Annotated in this window: 20 protein-coding genes; all 20 read left to right on the forward strand. The window is 67.8% G+C overall.

Going from position 1 to position 18,401, the window contains the following annotated elements:
- The first annotated feature begins 290 nt into the window (after positions 1 to 290).
- The 20 genes from F3J44_RS04025 (at position 291) to F3J44_RS04120 (ending at position 18,376) form a co-directional block, all read left to right on the forward strand.
- Positions 291 to 1,007 carry a beta-ketoacyl synthase chain length factor gene (locus F3J44_RS04025; protein ID WP_167270724.1) on the forward strand — a complete coding sequence of 239 codons (717 nt, stop codon included), beginning with the start codon at positions 291 to 293 and terminating at the stop codon, positions 1,005 to 1,007.
- Positions 983 to 1,801 (forward strand): 1-acyl-sn-glycerol-3-phosphate acyltransferase, encoded by an 819-nt coding sequence (locus F3J44_RS04030; protein WP_167270726.1) that lies wholly within the window; start codon positions 983 to 985, stop codon positions 1,799 to 1,801. Before F3J44_RS04025 ends, F3J44_RS04030 begins: the two co-directional genes overlap by 25 nt.
- Positions 1,770 to 2,042, forward strand: coding sequence for a phosphopantetheine-binding protein (locus F3J44_RS04035; RefSeq protein WP_028632001.1), 273 nt, complete (start codon positions 1,770 to 1,772; stop codon positions 2,040 to 2,042). Before F3J44_RS04030 ends, F3J44_RS04035 begins: the two co-directional genes overlap by 32 nt.
- Positions 2,043 to 2,051: 9 nt before the next feature.
- The gene (locus F3J44_RS04040) at positions 2,052 to 2,306 is read left to right on the forward strand and encodes an acyl carrier protein (RefSeq protein WP_167270728.1); all 255 of its coding nucleotides are present in this window, start codon (positions 2,052 to 2,054) and stop codon (positions 2,304 to 2,306) included.
- Positions 2,303 to 2,848, forward strand: coding sequence for a hypothetical protein (locus F3J44_RS04045; protein WP_167270730.1), 546 nt, complete (start codon positions 2,303 to 2,305; stop codon positions 2,846 to 2,848). The genes F3J44_RS04040 and F3J44_RS04045 overlap by 4 nt, the downstream gene beginning before the upstream one ends.
- A complete protein-coding gene (locus F3J44_RS04050; RefSeq protein ID WP_167270732.1) occupies positions 2,845 to 4,524 on the forward strand; it encodes an AMP-binding protein in 1,680 nt (559 codons plus the stop codon). Before F3J44_RS04045 ends, F3J44_RS04050 begins: the two co-directional genes overlap by 4 nt.
- Positions 4,517 to 5,251: a glycosyltransferase family 2 protein gene (locus F3J44_RS04055; protein ID WP_167270734.1), complete on the forward strand. Its 735-nt coding sequence runs from the start codon at positions 4,517 to 4,519 to the stop codon at positions 5,249 to 5,251. Before F3J44_RS04050 ends, F3J44_RS04055 begins: the two co-directional genes overlap by 8 nt.
- The gene (locus F3J44_RS04060; RefSeq protein ID WP_167064613.1) at positions 5,248 to 6,186 is read left to right on the forward strand and encodes a glycosyl transferase; all 939 of its coding nucleotides are present in this window, start codon (positions 5,248 to 5,250) and stop codon (positions 6,184 to 6,186) included. The genes F3J44_RS04055 and F3J44_RS04060 overlap by 4 nt, the downstream gene beginning before the upstream one ends.
- Positions 6,167 to 7,711, forward strand: coding sequence for a histidine ammonia-lyase (hutH, locus tag F3J44_RS04065; RefSeq protein ID WP_167270736.1), 1,545 nt, complete (start codon positions 6,167 to 6,169; stop codon positions 7,709 to 7,711). The genes F3J44_RS04060 and hutH overlap by 20 nt, the downstream gene beginning before the upstream one ends.
- Positions 7,704 to 8,129: a thioesterase family protein gene (locus tag F3J44_RS04070; protein WP_167270738.1), complete on the forward strand. Its 426-nt coding sequence runs from the start codon at positions 7,704 to 7,706 to the stop codon at positions 8,127 to 8,129. Before hutH ends, F3J44_RS04070 begins: the two co-directional genes overlap by 8 nt.
- 161 nt (positions 8,130 to 8,290) lie before the next feature.
- Positions 8,291 to 8,863, forward strand: coding sequence for an outer membrane lipoprotein carrier protein LolA (locus F3J44_RS04075; protein WP_167270740.1), 573 nt, complete (start codon positions 8,291 to 8,293; stop codon positions 8,861 to 8,863).
- Complete coding sequence (locus tag F3J44_RS04080) at positions 8,847 to 11,174, forward strand: MMPL family transporter (protein WP_205299661.1); 2,328 nt, start codon at positions 8,847 to 8,849, stop codon at positions 11,172 to 11,174. The genes F3J44_RS04075 and F3J44_RS04080 overlap by 17 nt, the downstream gene beginning before the upstream one ends.
- The gene (locus F3J44_RS04085; protein WP_167270742.1) at positions 11,171 to 12,328 is read left to right on the forward strand and encodes a sodium:proton antiporter; all 1,158 of its coding nucleotides are present in this window, start codon (positions 11,171 to 11,173) and stop codon (positions 12,326 to 12,328) included. The genes F3J44_RS04080 and F3J44_RS04085 overlap by 4 nt, the downstream gene beginning before the upstream one ends.
- Entirely contained in the window at positions 12,315 to 13,562 is a 1,248-nt protein-coding gene (locus tag F3J44_RS04090) for an NAD(P)/FAD-dependent oxidoreductase (protein WP_167270744.1), read from the forward strand. The genes F3J44_RS04085 and F3J44_RS04090 overlap by 14 nt, the downstream gene beginning before the upstream one ends.
- Positions 13,559 to 14,290, forward strand: coding sequence for a class I SAM-dependent methyltransferase (locus F3J44_RS04095; protein WP_167270746.1), 732 nt, complete (start codon positions 13,559 to 13,561; stop codon positions 14,288 to 14,290). The genes F3J44_RS04090 and F3J44_RS04095 overlap by 4 nt, the downstream gene beginning before the upstream one ends.
- A complete protein-coding gene (locus tag F3J44_RS04100; RefSeq protein ID WP_167270748.1) occupies positions 14,287 to 14,772 on the forward strand; it encodes a hypothetical protein in 486 nt (161 codons plus the stop codon). The genes F3J44_RS04095 and F3J44_RS04100 overlap by 4 nt, the downstream gene beginning before the upstream one ends.
- A complete protein-coding gene (locus F3J44_RS04105; protein WP_167270750.1) occupies positions 14,769 to 15,962 on the forward strand; it encodes a beta-ketoacyl-[acyl-carrier-protein] synthase family protein in 1,194 nt (397 codons plus the stop codon). Before F3J44_RS04100 ends, F3J44_RS04105 begins: the two co-directional genes overlap by 4 nt.
- On the forward strand, positions 15,959 to 16,429 hold the full coding sequence (locus F3J44_RS04110; RefSeq protein ID WP_167064635.1) for a hotdog family protein: 471 nt from the start codon (positions 15,959 to 15,961) through the stop codon (positions 16,427 to 16,429). The genes F3J44_RS04105 and F3J44_RS04110 overlap by 4 nt, the downstream gene beginning before the upstream one ends.
- On the forward strand, positions 16,422 to 17,150 hold the full coding sequence (fabG, locus tag F3J44_RS04115; RefSeq protein ID WP_167270752.1) for a 3-oxoacyl-ACP reductase FabG: 729 nt from the start codon (positions 16,422 to 16,424) through the stop codon (positions 17,148 to 17,150). The genes F3J44_RS04110 and fabG overlap by 8 nt, the downstream gene beginning before the upstream one ends.
- Complete coding sequence (locus tag F3J44_RS04120) at positions 17,150 to 18,376, forward strand: beta-ketoacyl-ACP synthase (RefSeq protein WP_167270754.1); 1,227 nt, start codon at positions 17,150 to 17,152, stop codon at positions 18,374 to 18,376. The genes fabG and F3J44_RS04120 overlap by 1 nt, the downstream gene beginning before the upstream one ends.
- Positions 18,377 to 18,401: the final 25 nt, after the last annotated feature.

Raw genomic sequence — 18,401 nt, forward strand, 5'->3', positions numbered from 1 at the left:
ATGCCCGAGTATGTGGCGCGGCGGCAGCATTGGCCAGCATTCTTCACTCAAGATCGCGCCGGCCTGACCGACAACCTTGCCCTGACCGGTTGTCGGAAAATGCGTACATCGTCTTAAGAGAATGCCATGTCGCCGTGAAGGTAATGTCTGATTGAAACAGTATGCATTGATACATGGGCGCGGCACCGGGATAATGCGCGCCACTCGATGAATGCGCCAACCCTGTCAGCGTTACGCCGAGTCATTCCCTCGGCATGGAAGTCCCTCAGGGCGGGAAGTAAGAAAGCACCGTGATTACCTTCGATATCAGCCAATGGCGCGCCTGGGCCCCTGGCCGCTCGGCGCCTGCCGACTGGCAGTCTTGGGCAAATGGCCAGTACCTTGCGAGCAGCGACGCCACCGCGCCTGACGTAAGCTTTCTGCCCGCCATGCAACGCCGTCGCCTCAGCCACCTGGCGCGCATGGCCTTTGCCGTGGGCTGGCCATTGAGCGAAGGCCACGCGCAACTGCCACTGGTGTTCGTCTCGCGCCACGGTGAAACGCCCCGCACCTTCTCGATCCTGAGCGAACTGGCCGCACGCCAGCCACTGTCGCCCACCCAGTTCAGCCTGTCGGTGCACAACGCGGTAATCGGCCTGTGGTCGATCCTGCGCGGCGCCACCTGCGAAATGACCGCCCTGGCCGCGACCGGCGACGGTTTCGAGCATGGCGTGCTGGAAGCGGCAGCGCTGCTGGCCGAAGGCGCACCCGCCGTACTGCTGATCATCACCGAGGAGCTGCCCCCCGAGGCCTACAGCCCGTGGATCGATGACGTGCCCTTTGCCTATGCCCTCGGCCTGCTGCTGACCCCGGGCAAGCAATGGCAACTGGCGCCCGGAGCGGCGCCTGCCAACCCCACACTGGAATTGCCCCACGGCCTCAGCTGGCTCAAAGCCATGCTGACCGGCTGCACTTCCTTCACTCACACAGGGAAGCGTCGGACATGGAACTGGCAACGGCAGCCGTGAGCAGGCCACGCGATGCCTACTACTGGCGTTTGCTGGCCACCGCCGCGAGCTTCTTTCTGTTCGGCCTGGGCGGGCTGTGCCTGCGGTTGCTGGTATTCCCGCTGCTGGCCTGCCTGCCCGGTGGCGCCGAGCGCCATCGCCAGCGCGCACGGCGCACCATCAGCTGGCTGTTCTGGCGTTTCGTGCGCTTCATGCGCGCCGCCGGCGTGCTCACCTACCAGATCGACGGCGCCGAGCAACTGGGCCGGCCCGGGCAGATGATCATCGCCAACCACCCGTCGTTGATCGACGTGGTGTTTCTCATCGGCCTGGTGCGCCAGGCCAATTGCGTGGTCAAGCAGAGCCTGTTCGACAACCCGTTCACCCGCGGCCCAGTCAGCGAAGCCCAGTACATCGGCAACGACGGCAGCCTGGACATGCTCGACACCGCCGTCGATTCGCTGCGCCAGGGCCAGCCGCTGGTGATTTTCCCCGAAGGCACGCGCACCGCGCCAGGCCAGGCGCCGGCCTTTCATCGTGGCGCCGCCGCGATTGCCCTGCGCGGTGCGAAGATCATCACCCCGGTGACCATCCAGGTCAGCCCCACCACCCTGACCAAGAACGAACCCTGGTACCGCATTCCCAGCCGCCGCGTGCACTTCACCCTCAAGGTCGGCGCCGACATCGACCCCCAGGCCTTTGCCGCCCTGGGCCCGGCGCCGAAGGCATCGCGCCTGCTCAACGACTACCTGCACAATTACTTTACCAAGGAGCTCGCCGCCGATGAGCGCGCCACAGCAAGACCTGAACCGTGACCTCAAACAGCTGATCATCGACGCCCTGGGCCTGGAGGACATCAGCGTCCAGGACATCGACGATGAACAGACCCTGTTCGGCGAAGGCCTTGGCCTGGACTCGGTGGACGCCCTGGAACTCGGCCTGGCCATCCAGAAACGCTACGGCATCAAGATCGATGCCGACGCCAAGGACACCCGCAACCATTTCAGCAATGTCGCCACCCTGGCGGCGTTCGTCACTGCCCGTCAGGCCGCCTGAGACCGCACCATGCAAACCCGTGAAGACATCTTCAACATCCTGCGCGACGCCCTGGTCGAACTGTTCGAACTGGAGCCGGCCAGCATCACCCTGGAATCGAACCTGTACCAGGACCTGGAAATCGACAGCATCGACGCCGTCGACCTGATCGACCACATCAAGCGCCAGACCGGCAAGAAAATCGCCGCCGACGACTTCAAGTCGGTGCGTACCGTCAATGACGTGGTCGAGGCGGTGTTCCGCCTGGTATCCCCGGCGGCATGAAACGCCTGATCGGCCTCGGCCTGCTGCTGGCCGGCCTGTTGTATCCGTTCGCGGTGCATTTCGGCATGGCCCATTTCGCCCCCTGGCAATTCGGCCTGCTGCTGGGCGCCCTGTGGCTGGCCCGCGCCCTGAGCGCGCCGCGCCGCCCGGGCAGCCTGTGGATGGCCGTGGCCGCCCTGGCCTTCTGCGCCCTGCTGGGGCTGTCCGACAGCCCGCAACTGCTGCGCTGGTACCCGGTGCTGATAAGCGCCTTCATGCTGGCCCTGTTCGGCGCCAGCCTGCTGCATGGCATGCCGATGGCCGAACGCCTGGCGCGCCTGCGCGACCCTGACCTGCCACCACGGGCAGTGCGCTACACACGCCGGGTCACCCAGGTGTGGAGCCTGTTCTTCCTGCTCAACGGCCTGATCGCCGCGGCCCTGACGCTGTGGGCGCCGCTGAGCTGCTGGACCCTGTACAACGGCGTGATCGCCTATGCCGTGATGGGCCTGCTGTTCGCCATCGAATGGCTGATAAGACAACGTGTGCGAGGACGCTCATGAACTGGATCAACCTCGAACACCTGCTGCGCCCGCTGGATGCGCCGCGCCAGGTGACCCAGGCGCCGGCCCTGGGCCACGCCGAACTCTGCCAGCAGGCCCTGCAACTGGCCGGCGGCCTGCGCCAGCGCGGTATCACGCGCCTGGCCGTGCACCTGGACGATGCCGCACAACTGGCCGCCGCCCTGCTGGGCGCCTGGCGTGCCGGTGTTGAAGTGCTGCTGCCCGCCGACCTGCAGCCTGCCACCCGCGCGCGCTGGCAGGCGCAGGTCGACCTGTGGCTCAGCGACCAGCCAGGCGACGCCACGCTGGCAAGCCTGCTCGGCACCGCCCTGCCAGCCGCCGACCTCGACCTGGCGCACTGCCGCATCAGCCTGTGCACCTCAGGCTCCAGCGGCGAACCCAAGCGCATCGACAAGCAGCTCTGCCAGCTGGCCAACGAGGTGACTGCCCTGGAGCAGTTGTGGGGCAACACCCTGGGCAATGCCTGGATCATCGGCAGCGTCGCCACCCAGCACATCTACGGCCTGCTGTTCCGTGTGCTCTGGCCGCTGTGCGCCGGGCGCGGCTTCGAGCGTCGGCAGCTGCCGTTCCCCGAAGACCTGCAGCGCGCCAGCCGCGAACACCCGGCATTTGCCTGGGTTGCCAGCCCGGCGCTGCTCAAGCGCATGGGCGACAACCTCGACTGGCCGGCATTGGGCCCGGTGCGCAAGGTGTTTTCCTCAGGCGGCGAGTTGCCGGCCGAGGCCGCCGAACGCCTGCAACAGCGCCTGGGCCAGTGGCCCACGGAAATTCTCGGCAGTTCGGAAACCGGTGGCATCGCCTGGCGCCAAGGCGACGCCCTGTGGCAGCCGTTCGCCGGGGTGCAACTGAGCCAGGATGAACAAGGCGCCCTGCGCATCGCCTCGCCTTACCTGCCGGATGGGCAGGTCGAGCAAAGCGCCGATGCCGTCGAGTTCAACGAAGCCGGGCACTTTCGCCTGCTCGGGCGCCTGGACCGCATCGTCAAGCTGGAAGAAAAACGCATCTCCCTGCCCATGCTGGAGCAAGCCCTGTGCAGTCACCCATGGGTCGCCGAGGCGCGCCTGGGCATGATCGAGGAAGGCCGTGCCTACCTTGGCGCCCTGCTGGTGCCGACTGCGGCAGGCCTGCACGCACTGCGTAACCAGGGCCGCCGGGCACTGGTGGCAACCCTGCGCGCCCACCTGGCCGGGCACTGCGAAGCACTGGCCCTGCCACGGCGCTGGCGGCTGCTGCGCCAGCTGCCGCTGAACAGCCAGGGCAAGCTGCCCCAGGCCACCTTGCAAGCCCTGCTGCTGGCCCAGCGCAACCTGGCCCCGGAGGTGCTGGAGCAACGCCGCGAAGGTGGCGAACTGCACCTGCGCCTGGCGGTGCCGCTGGACCTGGCTTGCTTCCCCGGGCACTTCCCGCAAACCCCGGTGCTGCCGGGCGTGGTGCAAATCGACTGGGCCATCGCCCTGGCCGCTGAGCTGCTCGATGGTGAACGCCGCTTCGCCGGCATGGAAGTGCTGAAGTTTCAGCAATTGGTGCGCCCGGGCGATGAACTGGCGCTGACCCTGCGCCTGGACACCGAGCGCGGCAAACTGTATTTCGCCTTCACCTGCGCCGGGCTGCCCTGCTCCAGCGGCCGTATCCTGCTGGAGGCCGCCTGTGCATAAGCCCTGTGCGGTGATCCCGGTGTACAACCACGAGCAGGCGCTGCCGGCGGTGGTGGCCGACCTGCTGCGCGCTGGCCTGCCCTGCGTGCTGGTCGACGACGCCAGCCATGCGCCCTGCGCCCGCGTGCTGGGGCAACTGGCCGAACAGCCCAACGTCTACCTGGTGACCCTGGCAGCCAACCAGGGCAAGGGCGGCGCGGTCATGGCCGGCCTGCGCGAGGCCGCCCGGCTGGGCTTCAGCCACGCCTTGCAGGTGGATGCCGACGGCCAGCACGACCTGGCCGACGTCAGCCATTTCCTGGCCCAGTCGCAGGCTTATCCACAGGCGCTGGTGTGCGGTTATCCACAGTACGACGCCAGCGTGCCCAAGGGCCGCCTCTACGCCCGCTACCTCACCCACGTGTGGGTATGGATCAACAGCCTGTCGCTGCAGATTCCCGATTCCATGTGCGGTTTCCGGGTGTATCCGCTGCCTGCCACCCTGGCGATGATCGACAGCGTGCAGCTGGGCAAGCGCATGGACTTCGACCCGGAAATCCTCGTGCGCCTGGCCTGGCGCAACCAGCCGATGCGCTGGCTGCCCACCCGCGTGCACTACCCGCAAGATGGCCTGTCGCACTTTCGCCTGTTCCACGACAACGCGCTGATCTCGAAGATGCACGCCAAGCTGTTCTTCGGCATGCTGCTGCGCGCACCGCTGATTCTCTGGCGCCGGTGGCGGGCATGAAGGGCCAGCCGCAGCACTGGGCCGAGCACCAGGAACGGGGCAGCTTCTGGCTGATGAAGCTGACCGCGGGCCTGGTGCGCCTGCTCGGCCGCCGGGTGCTCAGCCCGCTGATCCACATCATCGTCGCCTACTTCTTCCTGTTCGGCCGCCGCGCCCGGCGCAGTGCCTGGCAGTACCAGCAGCGCCTGCGCCTGTGGAACGCCGGGCAAACCCCCGCCGCCAGCCAGTGGCAGGTGTTTCGCCAGTTCATGGCGTTTGCCGAGGCACTGCTGGACAAGCTCGACGTGTGGAACGGCAAGCTGCGCATCGAAGACATCGAAATCCACGACCCCGCCAACCTGCGCCAGCAGTTGCGCGGCGCCCGTGGCCAGATGCTGGTCGGTGCGCACCTGGGCAACCTGGAGGTTTGCCGCGCCCTGGCCGAAATCGGCGAGCAGGTGACCATGAACGTGCTGGTGCACACCCGCCACGCCGAGCGCTTCAACCGCCTGCTGGGCGAGGCCGGGGCCACCAACCTGCGGCTGATTCAGGTCAGCGAGCTGGACCCGGCGGTGATGCTGCAGCTGTCCGAGCGCCTGGAGCGCGGCGAATGGCTGGCGATTGCCGGTGACCGCGTGCCGCTGCACGGCGCACGCACCGTCGAGGTGGATTTCCTCGGCCACCGCGCAGCCTTCCCGCAAGGCCCGTGGCTACTGGCCGGCATGCTCGAATGCCCGCTCAACCTGCTGTTCTGCCTCAAGCACCAGGGCCGCTACCGCGTCACCCTCGAACCCTTTGCCGAACGCCTGCAATGGCGGCGCGGCCAGCGCGATCAGGTAATCGCCGAGTGGGCCACGCGCTACGCCGAACGCCTGGGCCATTACTGCACCCAGGCACCGTTGCAGTGGTTCAATTTCTACCCTTTCTGGAAGACCGATGACGATGCATCCGCATGAGCCTGTCACCTTCGGCGAATCGCCGCTGGCAATCGAAGATGTCCTGGCCCTGGCCGAACGCCGCGCCCCGGTGCAGCTGCAGGGCGATGCGGCCTACCGCGAGCGCATCGCCCGCGGCGCACGCTTTCTCGACACCCTGCTCGACAAGGAAGGGGTGATCTACGGCGTGACCACCGGCTACGGCGACTCCTGCGTGGTGGCCGTGCCGCTGGAGCATGTAGAAGCGCTGCCGCAGCACCTCTACACCTTCCACGGCTGCGGCCTGGGCAAGCTGCTCGACGCCCCCGCTACCCGCGCCGTGCTGGCTGCGCGCCTGCGCTCGCTGAGCCATGGTGTATCCGGCGTGCGCCTGGAGCTGCTGGAGCGCCTGCGCGATTTCCTCGCCCACGACATCCTGCCGTTGATCCCCGAGGAAGGCTCGGTGGGCGCCAGTGGCGACCTGACGCCGCTGTCCTACGTCGCTGCAACCCTGTCCGGCGAGCGTGAGGTGATGTACCAGGGCGTGCGCCGCAGCAGCGCCGAGGTGCACCGCGAACTGGGCTGGCAGCCGCTGGTGCTGCGCCCCAAGGAAGCCCTGGCGCTGATGAACGGCACCGCGGTGATGACCGGCCTGGCTTGCCTGGCCTACGCCCGCGCCGACTACCTGCTGCAACTGGCCACGCGCATCACCGCGCTGAACGTGATTGGCCTGCAGGGCAACCCCGAGCACTTCGACGAACGCCTGTTCGCCGCCAAGCCGCACCCTGGCCAAACCCAGGTCGCGGCCTGGCTGCGCCAGGACCTGGCCATCGATGCGCCGCTGCCACCGCTGCACCGCCTGCAGGACCGCTACTCGCTGCGCTGCGCGCCGCATGTGCTGGGGGTACTGGCCGATAGCCTCGGCTGGCTGCGTGGTTTTATCGAAACCGAGCTCAACAGCGCCAACGACAACCCGATCATCGACGGCGATGCCGAGCGCGTGCTGCATGGCGGGCATTTCTACGGTGGGCATATCGCCTTTGCCATGGACAGCCTGAAAACCCTGGTGGCCAACGTTGCCGACCTGCTCGACCGCCAGCTGGCGCTGCTGGTGGACGTGCGTTACAACCACGGCCTGCCGAGCAACCTGTCCGGTGCCAGCGCCGACCGGGCGATGATCAACCATGGTTTCAAGGCCGTGCAGATCGGCGCCAGCGCCTGGACCGCCGAAGCCCTGAAGCAGACCATGCCGGCCAGCGTGTTCTCGCGCTCCACCGAATGCCATAACCAGGACAAGGTCAGCATGGGTACCATCGCCGCCCGCGATGCCCTGCGCGTGCTGGAGCTGACCGAGCAGGTGGCCGCCGCCTCCTTGCTGGCGGCCAACCAGGGCGTCTGGCTGCGCGGCCGCGAAGGCGATGTGCGGGCCCTGCCGCCAGCACTGGCGAGCATGCATGAAGCCCTGCTGCAGGATTTCGCCCCGGTAATCGAGGACCGCGCCCTGGAAAGCGACCTGCGCCTGTGCCTGCAGCGCATCGGCCAACGCCACTGGAGGCTGCATGCGTAACCCTGGGGTGTTCCATGTCGACAGCGAAATCGTCGTGCCCTTTTTCGACGTCGACAGCATGCACATCGTCTGGCACGGCCATTACGTGAAGTACCTGGAGGTGGCACGCTGCGCCCTGCTCGACCGCCTGGCGCACAACTACCTGCAGATGCAGGCCAGCGGCTATGCGTGGCCGGTGATCGACCTGCAGCTGCGCTATATCCGTGGCGCCACCTTCGGCCAGCGCCTGACGGTGCGCGCCAGCCTGGTGGAATGGGAAAACCGCCTGAAGATCCACTACCTGATCAGCGATGCCGAAACCGGCGAGCGCATGACCCGCGCCAGCAGCGTGCAGGTGGCCGTGCACATTGCAAGCGGCGAGATGCAACTGGCCTCGCCACAGGTGATGCTCGATGCCGTGCAGCAGGTGTTGGCATGAACCTGTTCAAGCGTGTACGCGCTGTGCTTTTGTGGGAGCGGCCTTGTGTCGCGAAAGGGCCGCAAAGCGGCCCCGGCATAGTTCGCTGCGAAGCTGAGAATCGGGGGCCGCTGCGCGCCCCTTTCGCGACGCAAGGCCGCTCCCACAAGGTCGCGGCTGCTTTGGCGGCGTTGCTTTGCAGCCCACTGACCTTCGCCTTCAGCCTCGACGACCTGCAACAGCAGCTGAGCGCTCCGGCCGTGGTCAAAGGCCCGTTCATCCAGGAAAAACACCTGCGCGCCCTGCCCCAGCCGCTGCTGAGCAAGGGCCGCTTCGTGCTGGCCCGCGACCACGGCCTGCTGTGGCTGCTGCAAACACCGCTGCGCCAGGACTACCGCATCGACGCCCAAGGCATTGCCCGCCGCGACCCCAGCGGCTGGCAAGCCCTGCCCAGCCGCAGTGCCGGGGCCGAACAGAACCGCCTGTTCTTCGCCGTGCTGCAAGGCGACAGCAGTGGCCTGCAGCGCGACTTCGAACTGAGCCTGAGCGGCGCCGCCGAGCACTGGCAGCTGCGCCTGACGCCCCGTTCGCTGCTGCTCAAGCAAGTGTTCACCCGCATCGACATCAGCGGCGGGCGCTACGTCGAACGCATCGAGCTGAGCGAAACCCAGGGCGACAGCACCGTGCTGCGCATGCCCGAAAGCAGCGGCGCCGCCGCCCTGAGCGACGCGGAGCGCAGTGATTTTGCCAACTGAACGCCTGCTGCCGCGCCTGTTCGTCTGCCTGCTGCTGGCCATGCTGGCGGTGGCCGGCTGGCAGTGGCACCGCGGTGCACCGCTGTCTGCCGACCTGATGACCCTGGTGCCCGGCGCCACCCAGGACCCGCTGGTAAAGCGCGCCGAACAGCGTATGCAGGAACCGCTCAACCGTGAACTGCTGGTACTGGTTGGCCATGCCGAGCGCCAGCAGGCGCTGGCCCTGGCAGAGTCACTGGCCGGGCAATGGCAGGCCAGCGGCCTGTTCGAGAAGGTTCAGTGGAGCGTGCAGGCCGACCTGCAGGCGGTGCGCGAGCAACTGCTGCAAGGCCGCCTGGCGATGCTCGCAGGCACAGACCGGCAGCAACTGCTGGACCACCCCGACGCCTTCATCGAGCAGCGCGTGCAAAGCCTGTTCGACCCCTTTGCAGGCTTTAGCCTGGTGCCCAGCCAGGACGACTGGCTGGGCCTGACCGGGCGCATCCAGAACAGCCAGCCAAAACCGGCCAATGTCGAACTGGACACCGCCAGCGGCGCGCTCATCGCCCAGGCCGATGGCCAATACTGGGTGCTGCTGCGCGCGCGCACCCTGGGCAACGCCTTCGACATGCAGCTGCCGCTGCAGGTGGCCGAGCTGTTGGCCAAGGGCCGCGTCCAGGCGGCCCAGGCCGGCGCCCACCTGCTGGCCGCCAGCGGCCTGCTGCACGCCGCCGCTGGCCAGCAACAGGCCAGCCGGGAAATCACCTGGGTCGGGGGCGGCGCCACCCTGGGCATCCTGCTGCTGTTGCTATTGGCCTTGCGCCATTGGCGCGCGCTGCTGGCCTTCGTTCCGGTACTGGTGGGTATGCTGTTCGGCTCGGTGGCGTGCGTGGCGCTGTTTGGCCAGATGCATGTGATGACCCTGGTGCTCGGTTCGAGCCTGATTGGCGTAGCGGTCGACTACCCCCTGCATTACCTGTCCAAGGGCTGGAGCCTGAAACCATGGCGCAGCTGGGCAGCAGTCCGCCTGACCCTGCCGGGCATGAGCCTGAGCCTGGCCACCAGTTGCATCGGTTACCTGGCCCTGGCCTTCACCCCGTTCCCCGCATTGACCCAGATTGCCGCGTTCTCGGCGGCCGGCCTGGTCGGCGCCTACCTGAGCGCGGTGTGCCTGCTGCCGGCGCTGCTGGCCAACGTCGAGCTGCAACCGGCGCAATGGCCGCTGCGCATCGCCGAAACCCTCACGGCCTGGCGCGAGCGGTTGCTGCGCAAGGTACCCAGCGGCGCCCTGCTGGCACTGGTGCTGCTGTTCTGCGCGGCAGGCCTGTGGCACCTGCAAACCCGCAACGACATCCGCCAATGGGTCGGCACCCCGCCGCAACTGATGGAAGAGGCCCAGGCCGTAGCCCGCATCACCGGCTACCAGCCCACCAGCCAGTTCTACCTGGTGCGCGGCGCCGATCAACAACAACTGCTGCAACGCCTGCAGGCATTGGCTGGCAAGCTCGACGAGCTGGTCGAACTGGGCAAGCTCAAAGGCTTCATGAGCCTCGGCCAGCTGGTCGCCAGCCCCGCCGAGCAAGCCCAGCTGCGCCAGGCCCTGGCCAGCCTCCCCGCGCACTGGCAGCCATTGCTGGCCTTGGGCGTGCCCGAAGCCGCGCTGGCCGCCGAGGCCGAACACCTGCGCCAGTTGCCGGACCAGTCCATCGAACAGGTGCTGGCGGGGCCATTGGGCGAGGCCTGGCGGCCCTTGTGGCTGGGCCAGGATGGCGCTGGCGTGGCGGCCATCGTCAGCTTGCAGGGCCTGAACGACACCGCCTTGCTGCGCCTGCAGAGCGACGGCCTGGACGGCGTGCAACTGGTCGACCGCCTGGGCGAGCTGAACCAGCTGTTCGCCGCCACCCAGGTGAGCGCAGCGGAGCTCAAGCTGCTGTCCTGCGCACTGATTCTGCTCCTGCTGGTATTGCCGTTCGGCCTGCGTGGCGCCCTGCGCATCGTCGCCCTGCCCTTGCTGGCAGCGCTGTGCAGCCTGGCCAGCCTTGGCTGGCTAGGCCAGCCGCTGACCTTGTTCAGCCTGTTCGGCCTGCTGCTGGTGACGGCCATCAGCGTCGACTACGCCATCCTCATGCACGAACGCATCGGCGGCGCCGCCGTGAGCCTGCTGGGCACCCTGCTGGCGGCGCTCACCACCTGGCTGTCGTTCGGCCTGCTGGCGCTGTCGAGCACCCCGGCGGTGAGCAACTTTGGCCTGGCCGTCAGCCTTGGCCTGGCATTCAGTTTCCTCCTGGCCCCCTGGGCCGCCCCCCGCGATGGAGCGCAAAGCCACCCATGACTCCCTTGTTGTTCTGGGGCCTGGCCCTGAGCCTGTTCGCCCTGGCCTGCGTGCTGGGCAAACGCCTGGGGCTGATCCCCATCGTCAGCCAGTTGCTGCTGGCCACCTTGGTACTGCCACCGTTGATGCTGCTGTGGGTGGAGCCGCACTGGCAGCTCGACGGCGCCGCCCTGGTTGCCCCCGGCTGGGTCAAAACCTTGTACGGCTGCAGCTTCGCCCTGTTGCTGGGGCATATCCTCACCGACGTGGTTGAACTGCGGCCCGACCGCCAGGCGCTGAAACTGGCGATTCCGAGCTTTCTGCTGCCGTTCGCCTGCGGCCTGGCCTGCGCGCTGTGGATGCTCGACTTGGGCGGGGTGACCGCGCTGGCCCTGGGCCTGGTGTTCGCCATCACCGCCATCCCGGTGCTGTACCTGTACCTGCGCGCCATCGACTACCCCGCCGCTGCCGGCCGGCGCCTGCTGCAGGCGGCCATTCTCATCGACCTGGCCTGCTGGCTGCTGCTGGGCCTGGGCCAGGGCAGCTTGCAGCCAGGCAGCCTGGCCCTGCCGCTGCTGGCCGCACTGCTGCCGCTACCCTTGCATGCCCTCGGGCTGCGGGCGCCGAAAGCCTACGGCGCACTGTTCCTGCTACTGCTGTTCGGCGCCGAGCACTACAAGCTCAATGCGCTGATCTTCGGCATGGCTTACCTGGGCTGCCTGGCGTGGCTGAAGGTGCCGGTGCGCCTGCCGCTGCCCGAGGCCTGGAACCGCCGCCTGCAACAGGCCGTGGCGGTGCCGCTGATCCTCACCTACGGCGTGGTGCAAATCGACGTGCACCATGCCCTGAGCGGCTTCGACGCCTGGCAGCTGGCAGCGCTGCTGGCCTTGCCAATCGCCAGCAAGCTGTTGGGCAACTGGCTTGGCCTGAGCTGGGCCGCGCCGCCGTTCCCTGGCGCCAGCAAATGGCGTGAAAGCCTGCTGCTGAACATTCGCGGCCTGAGCGAAATCGTTTTTCTCAACCTGCTGCTGTCGCAGCAGTTGATCACCCCAGCGCTGTACTTCGCGCTGATGCTGATGAGCCTGGTCGCCACGCTGATGCCAGCGTTGGCCGGGCTGCACCGTCTTCCCCTGAATTCCGTTTCCATGGCAAGGAGCCCGCATGCCAAACACTGAACTGCAACAACGCCAGGTGCTGGTGATCGGTGCCGGGCCGTCCGGCGCCATTGCCGCGGCGCTGCTCAAGCGCCAGGGCCACGACGTACTGGTGATCGAGCGCCAACGCTTCCCGCGCTTTTCCATCGGCGAAAGCCTGCTGGGCCACTGCCTGGACTTCGTGGAAGAGGCCGGCATGCTCGACGCCGTGCAGCAGGCGGGCTTCCAGTACAAGAACGGCGCGGCGTTCGCCTGGGGCGAGGAATACACCGACTTCGACTTCGGCGAAACCTTCACCCAGGGCAAGCCCAGCACCTTCCAGGTGCAGCGTGCCCGCTTCGACAAGCTGCTGGCCGACCAGGCCGAGGCCCAGGGTGTCGAGATCCGCTACGAACACGAGATCGTCAGCGCCGACATGGGCGGTGATCGGCCACAGGTGCAGGTCCGCCGCCCCGACGGCAGCGAGTACCGCGTGCAGGCGCAGTTCGTGCTCGACGCCAGCGGCTATGGCCGCGTGCTGCCGCGCCTGCTCGACCTGGAGGCGCCGTCGAACTTTCCGGTGCGCCAGGCGGTGTTCACCCACATCGAAGACCGCATCGACCACCCAGGCTTCGACCGCGACAAGATCCTCATCACCACCCACCCCGAGCACCGCGACATCTGGTTCTGGACCATTCCGTTCAGCGATGGCCGCACCTCGTTGGGCGTGGTCGCCGCTGCCGAGCGCTTCGCCGCCGCGCCAGCCGACCTGGATGCCTGCCTCAAGCACTTCGTGGCGCAAACCCCAAGCCTGGCCAAGGTTCTGGCCAATGCCGTGTGGGACACCCCGGCACGCACCATCGGTGGCTATGCGGCCAACGTCAAGGCACTGCACGGCAAGGGCTACGCCTTGCTGGGCAATGCCGCCGAATTCCTCGACCCGGTGTTCTCCTCGGGCGTCACCATCGCCATGCGCTCGGCAAGCATGGCCGCCGGCCTGCTGCACCGCCAACTGCAGGGCGAGGCCGTGGACTGGCAGGGCGAGTTCGCCGAACCGCTCAAGCGCGGCGTCGACACCTTCCGCGTGTACGTGGAGGGCTGGTACGACGGCGGCTTCCAGGATGTGATCTACCACCCCGGCAGCTCGCCCGAGATCCGCGCAATGATCAGCTCGATCCTTGCCGGCTACGCCTGGGATGCACGCAACCCGTTCGTCGCCGAACCCAAGCGGCGCCTGCGCACCCTGGCCGAACTGTGCGCGAGGGAGCCAGCATGAACCAGCGCCCGTACCTCAGCGACACCTACGTCGAGGAAACCCGCATCGGCTTTCGCTTCCTCGCCAGCCACGTGTGGCAGCACCATGTGCTGCGCGTGGCGATCAACGACCTGCGCCGCCTGTTCGACGCAGGGCTGCCGCAGGCGCCAGTGCTGCTCGACGCCGGCTGCGGCCAGGGCAAGTCGTTCAAGCACCTGCAGCAGGTGTTCGCGCCTTCCAGGCTGCTGGGCACCGATGCCGACCCGCACAGCCTTGAACTGAGCGCCGCCGAAGCCCGGCGCCTGGGCCTGGACGTGGAACTGCGCGGCAGCGATTGCGCCCAGCTGCAGTACCCCGATGCCAGCGTGGATATCCTGTTCTGCCACCAGACCTTCCACCACCTGGTGGAGCAGGAGAAAGCCCTGGCCGAGTTCTATCGGGTGCTCAAGCCCGGCGGTTACCTGCTGTTCGCCGAATCCACCGAGGCCTACATCGACACCTGGGTCATCCGCTGGTTCTTCCGCCACCCCATGCACGTGCAGAAAAGCGCCGAGGGCTACCTGCAGATGCTGCGCGAGCAAGGCTTCGCCTTCACCGCGCAGAATGTCTCGTACCCCTACCTGTGGTGGAGCCGGGCCAAGGACTTCGGCCTGCTTGAGCGCCTGGGCCTGCGCCAGCCGCCACCGTTCGGCCAGCGCGAAGAGACCCTGGTCAACGTGGTGGCGCGCAAGCCCCTGGAGCAGCCATGAAACCTCTGCTGGCAATTGCCCTGTGCCTGCTGCTCGGCGCCTGCGCGGCACGCCCGCCGTTGCCTGCGCAGTTGCCGGTGCTGCAACTGCCGCAGCAACTGCATGTCGAACGTGAACAGGCCGGGCAGCGCCAGGACTGGCTGCTGGTGGTTCAGGGCGAGCACGGCCACCTGCGCTGGTCGTTGCTCGACCTGCTGGGCATTCCCCAGGCCAGGCAGTTGCTCGACGGCCAGCAATGGCAGGCCGACGGCCTGCTGCCGCCGAACCCGGCCGCGCGCGAGCTGTTTGCCGCCATGCTGTTCGCCCTGACCCCGCCCGAGCAGCTGTCGCAGCTTTATCCACAGGCGCGCCAACAGAATGAACGGCGCTGGCTGGGCGAGCGTTGGCAGGTCAGCTATCGGGCCGCCGACGCCTTCGACCTGGACCTCGGCCAGGGCTTGCGCTATGTCATCGACCCACTGCCCCGTGAGAACACGCCATGACCGCCTACCTCAATGCCCTGGGCCTGGTCTGCGCCCTGGGTCAGGGCCAGGCCCAGGTAGCCGCCCGGCTGTTTGCCGGCGACTGCAGCGCCATGCAGCCTGCCCCAGGCTGGATCCCCGAGCGCCAACCGCCGGTGGGTGCGGTCAGTGGTGCGCTGCCCGCCGTGCCGCTGCCGGAGCAGCACAGCCGCAACAACCAGCTGCTGTACGCCGCCGCCCTGCAGATCGAACCGGCGATCCGCCAGGCCATCGCCGAGTATGGCGCCCACCGCATTGCGGTGATCCTCGGCACCAGCACCTCGGGCATCGCGGAAGCCAGCGAGGGCATTGCCGAGTACCTGCAACACGGGCAGTTCCCCAACGGCTACCGCTACGCCCAGCAGGAACTGAGCGCACCGGCCAACTTCCTCGCCGACTGGCTGCAACTGAGCGGCCCGGCCTATGTGATTTCCACCGCCTGCACCTCCAGCGGCCGCGCCCTGCTCAGCGCCAAACGCCTGCTCGCCATGGGCCTGTGCGATGCGGTGCTGTGCGGCGGCGTAGACAGCCTGTGCGGCCTGACCCTCAACGGCTTCGGCGCCCTGGAAGCGATCAGCGACCAGCGCTGCAACCCGTTCTCGGTCAACCGCGACGGCATCAACATCGGTGAAGCCGCTGCGCTGTTCCTGATGACCCGCAAGGCCAACACCGGCGGCGCCAGCATCGCCCTGTTGGGCGCAGGCGCCAGTTCCGACGCCCACCACATCTCCGCGCCCGACCCCACCGGCGCCGGCGCCTTGCAGTGCATGGGCAAAGCGCTGGACAATGCCGGCCTTGCGCCAGCGCAGATCGATTACCTGAACCTGCACGGCACCGCTACCGCGCACAACGACGCCATGGAAAGCCTGGCCGTGCATACGCTGTTCGGCGCCACGCTGCCCTGCTCGTCGAGCAAGCCGATGACCGGCCATACCCTGGGCGCCGCTGGCGCGCTGGAAGCGGCGTTCTGCTGGCTGAGCCTGAGCGAGCACAACCCGCTGGGGCTGCTGCCACCGCACGTGTGGGACAGCCAGCCGGACCCGGCACTGCCGGCCCTGGCCCTGGTCGACGGCAGCCAGCGCCTGGGCGTGCAGCGCCCACGCCGCTTGATGAGCAATTCGTTCGCCTTCGGCGGCAACAATGTCAGCCTGATTCTCGGAGACACCCCATGATTCCCTGGCCATTGGCCGAGCTGCTGCCCCACGCCGGCGACATGATCCTCATCGACCAGGTCGACAGCTGCGACGACGAGCAGATCCACACCCGCACCACCGTGCGCCCCGGTGGCCTGTTCAACCGCGCCGATGGCAGCCTGCCGGCCTGGCTCGGCATCGAACTGATGGCGCAGAGCGTGGCGGCCTATGCCGGCTGTCGGGCGCGGCGCAACGGCCAGCCGGTCGAGCTGGGTTTTCTCCTCGGTTCGCGCAAGTTCGAGTGCGATGTCGAGCATTTCCCGGCCGGTGCCGAGCTGCACATCCACGCCCTGCGCTCGCTTGAAGACGACAACGGCATGGGCGTGTTCGAATGCCACCTGCGCGGCCCCGGCATCCATGCCAGCGCCCGCCTGAATGTCTACCGCCCGCCGCAAGCCGCCAGCTACCTGGCCGAAGCGGGCCCAGAGGAGTCCCCCCATGACTGATACCATCCTGGTCACCGGTTCGAGCCGGGGTATCGGCCGCGCCATCGCCCTGCGCCTGGCCCGTGCCGGCTACGACCTGGTGCTGCACTGCCGCAGCGGCCGGGCCGAGGCCGATGCCGTGGCCGACGACGTGCGGGCGCTGGGCCAGCAGGCGCGGGTGCTGCAGTTCGACATCAGCGACCGCAGCGCCTGCCGGGCCACCCTGGAAGCAGACGTGGAGCAGTTCGGCGCTTACTACGGCGTGGTGTGCAACGCCGGGCTGACCCGCGATGGCGCCTTCCCGGCGCTCACCGACGAGGACTGGGACCAGGTGCTGCGCACCAACCTCGACGGTTTCTACAACGTGCTGCAGCCGCTGACCATGCCGATGATCCGCCGCCGCGCACCGGGGCGCATCGTCTGCATCACCTCGGTGTCGGGGCTGATCGGCAACCGCGGCCAGGTCAACTACAGCGCTTCCAAGGCTGGCCTGATCGGCGCCGCCAAGGCCCTGGCCATCGAGCTGGGCAAGCGCCGTATCACCGTCAACTGCGTGGCCCCGGGGCTGATCGACACGGCCATGCTCGACGAGCACGTGCCCGTGGAGGAACTGATGAAAATGATTCCCGCCGGGCGTATGGGCACACCTGAAGAAGTGGCCGGTGCGGTGAACTTCCTGATGTCGCCCGAAGCCGGCTACATCACTCGCCAGGTGCTGGCGGTGAACGGAGGGCTGTGCTGATGCGCCGCGTCGTCGTTACCGGCATGGCCGGCATCACCGCCCTGGGCAGCGACTGGGCAACCATCGCCGGGCATTTCGCCAACCACCGCAGCGGCATCCGCCGCATGGATGAATGGGACCGTTTCGAGGAGCTCAACACGCGCCTTGCCGGGCCCATCGATGACTTCCAGGTGCCCGCCCACTGGACTCGCAAGCAGCTGCGCAGCATGGGCCGGGTGTCGCGCCTGGCCGTGGCGGCCGCCGAGCGCGCCCTGGCCGACGCCGGCCTGCTCGATGACCCAAGCATCCGCGACGGGCGCATGGGCGTGGCCTGCGGCTCGTCCACGGGCAGCACCGACGAGATCAAGGCGTTCGGTAACATGCTGCTGAACTCGGTGGCCGATGGCCTGAATGCCAATTCCTACGTGCGCATGATGCCGCATACCACCGCCGCCAACATCAGCATCTTCTTCGGCCTGACCGGGCGCCTGATTCCCACCTCCAGCGCCTGTACCAGCGGCAGCCAGGGTATCGGCTATGCCTACGAGGCAATCAAGTACGGGCGCCTGCCGATGATGCTCGCCGGTGGCGCCGAGGAGCTGTGCCCCACCGAGGCGATGGTGTTCGACGCGCTGTACGCCACCAGCCTGAAGAACGACACCCCGCAGCTGAGCCCACGCCCCTACGACAGTGGCCGCGACGGCCTGGTGATCGGCGAGGGCGGCGGCATGCTGGTGCTTGAGGAGCTGGAGCATGCCCTGGCGCGCGGCGCCAGGATCCACGCCGAAATCGTCGGTTTCGGCAGCAATGCCGACGGCCAGCACACCACCCGCCCCGAGCAGGTGACCATGCGCCGGGCCATGGAGCTGGCCTTGGAAGATGCAGGCCTTGCGCCCGAGGCCATCGGCTACGTCAACGGCCATGGCACCGCCACCGAGCAGGGCGACATCGCCGAAACCCTGGCCACCAGCAGCCTGTTCGGCCCACGCATGCCAATCAGTTCGCAGAAGAGTTTCCTCGGCCACACCCTGGGCGCCTGTGGCGCGCTGGAGTCGTGGTTCAGCATCGAGATGATGAACAGCGACCGCTACGTGCACACGCTCAACCTCGACCAGGTGGACCCACGCTGCGGCGAGCTGGACTACCTGCGCGGCGAATTCCGCGCCATGAGCCACCAGCATGTGATGAACAACAACTTCGCCTTCGGCGGGGTCAACACCTCGTTGATCTTCCGCCGCTGGCCGTGAATACCCCCGACTGGCAACGCCACCC

This window comes from Pantoea sp. Tr-811 (assembly GCF_011752535.1).
Classification (GTDB): Bacteria; Pseudomonadota; Gammaproteobacteria; order Pseudomonadales; family Pseudomonadaceae; genus Aquipseudomonas.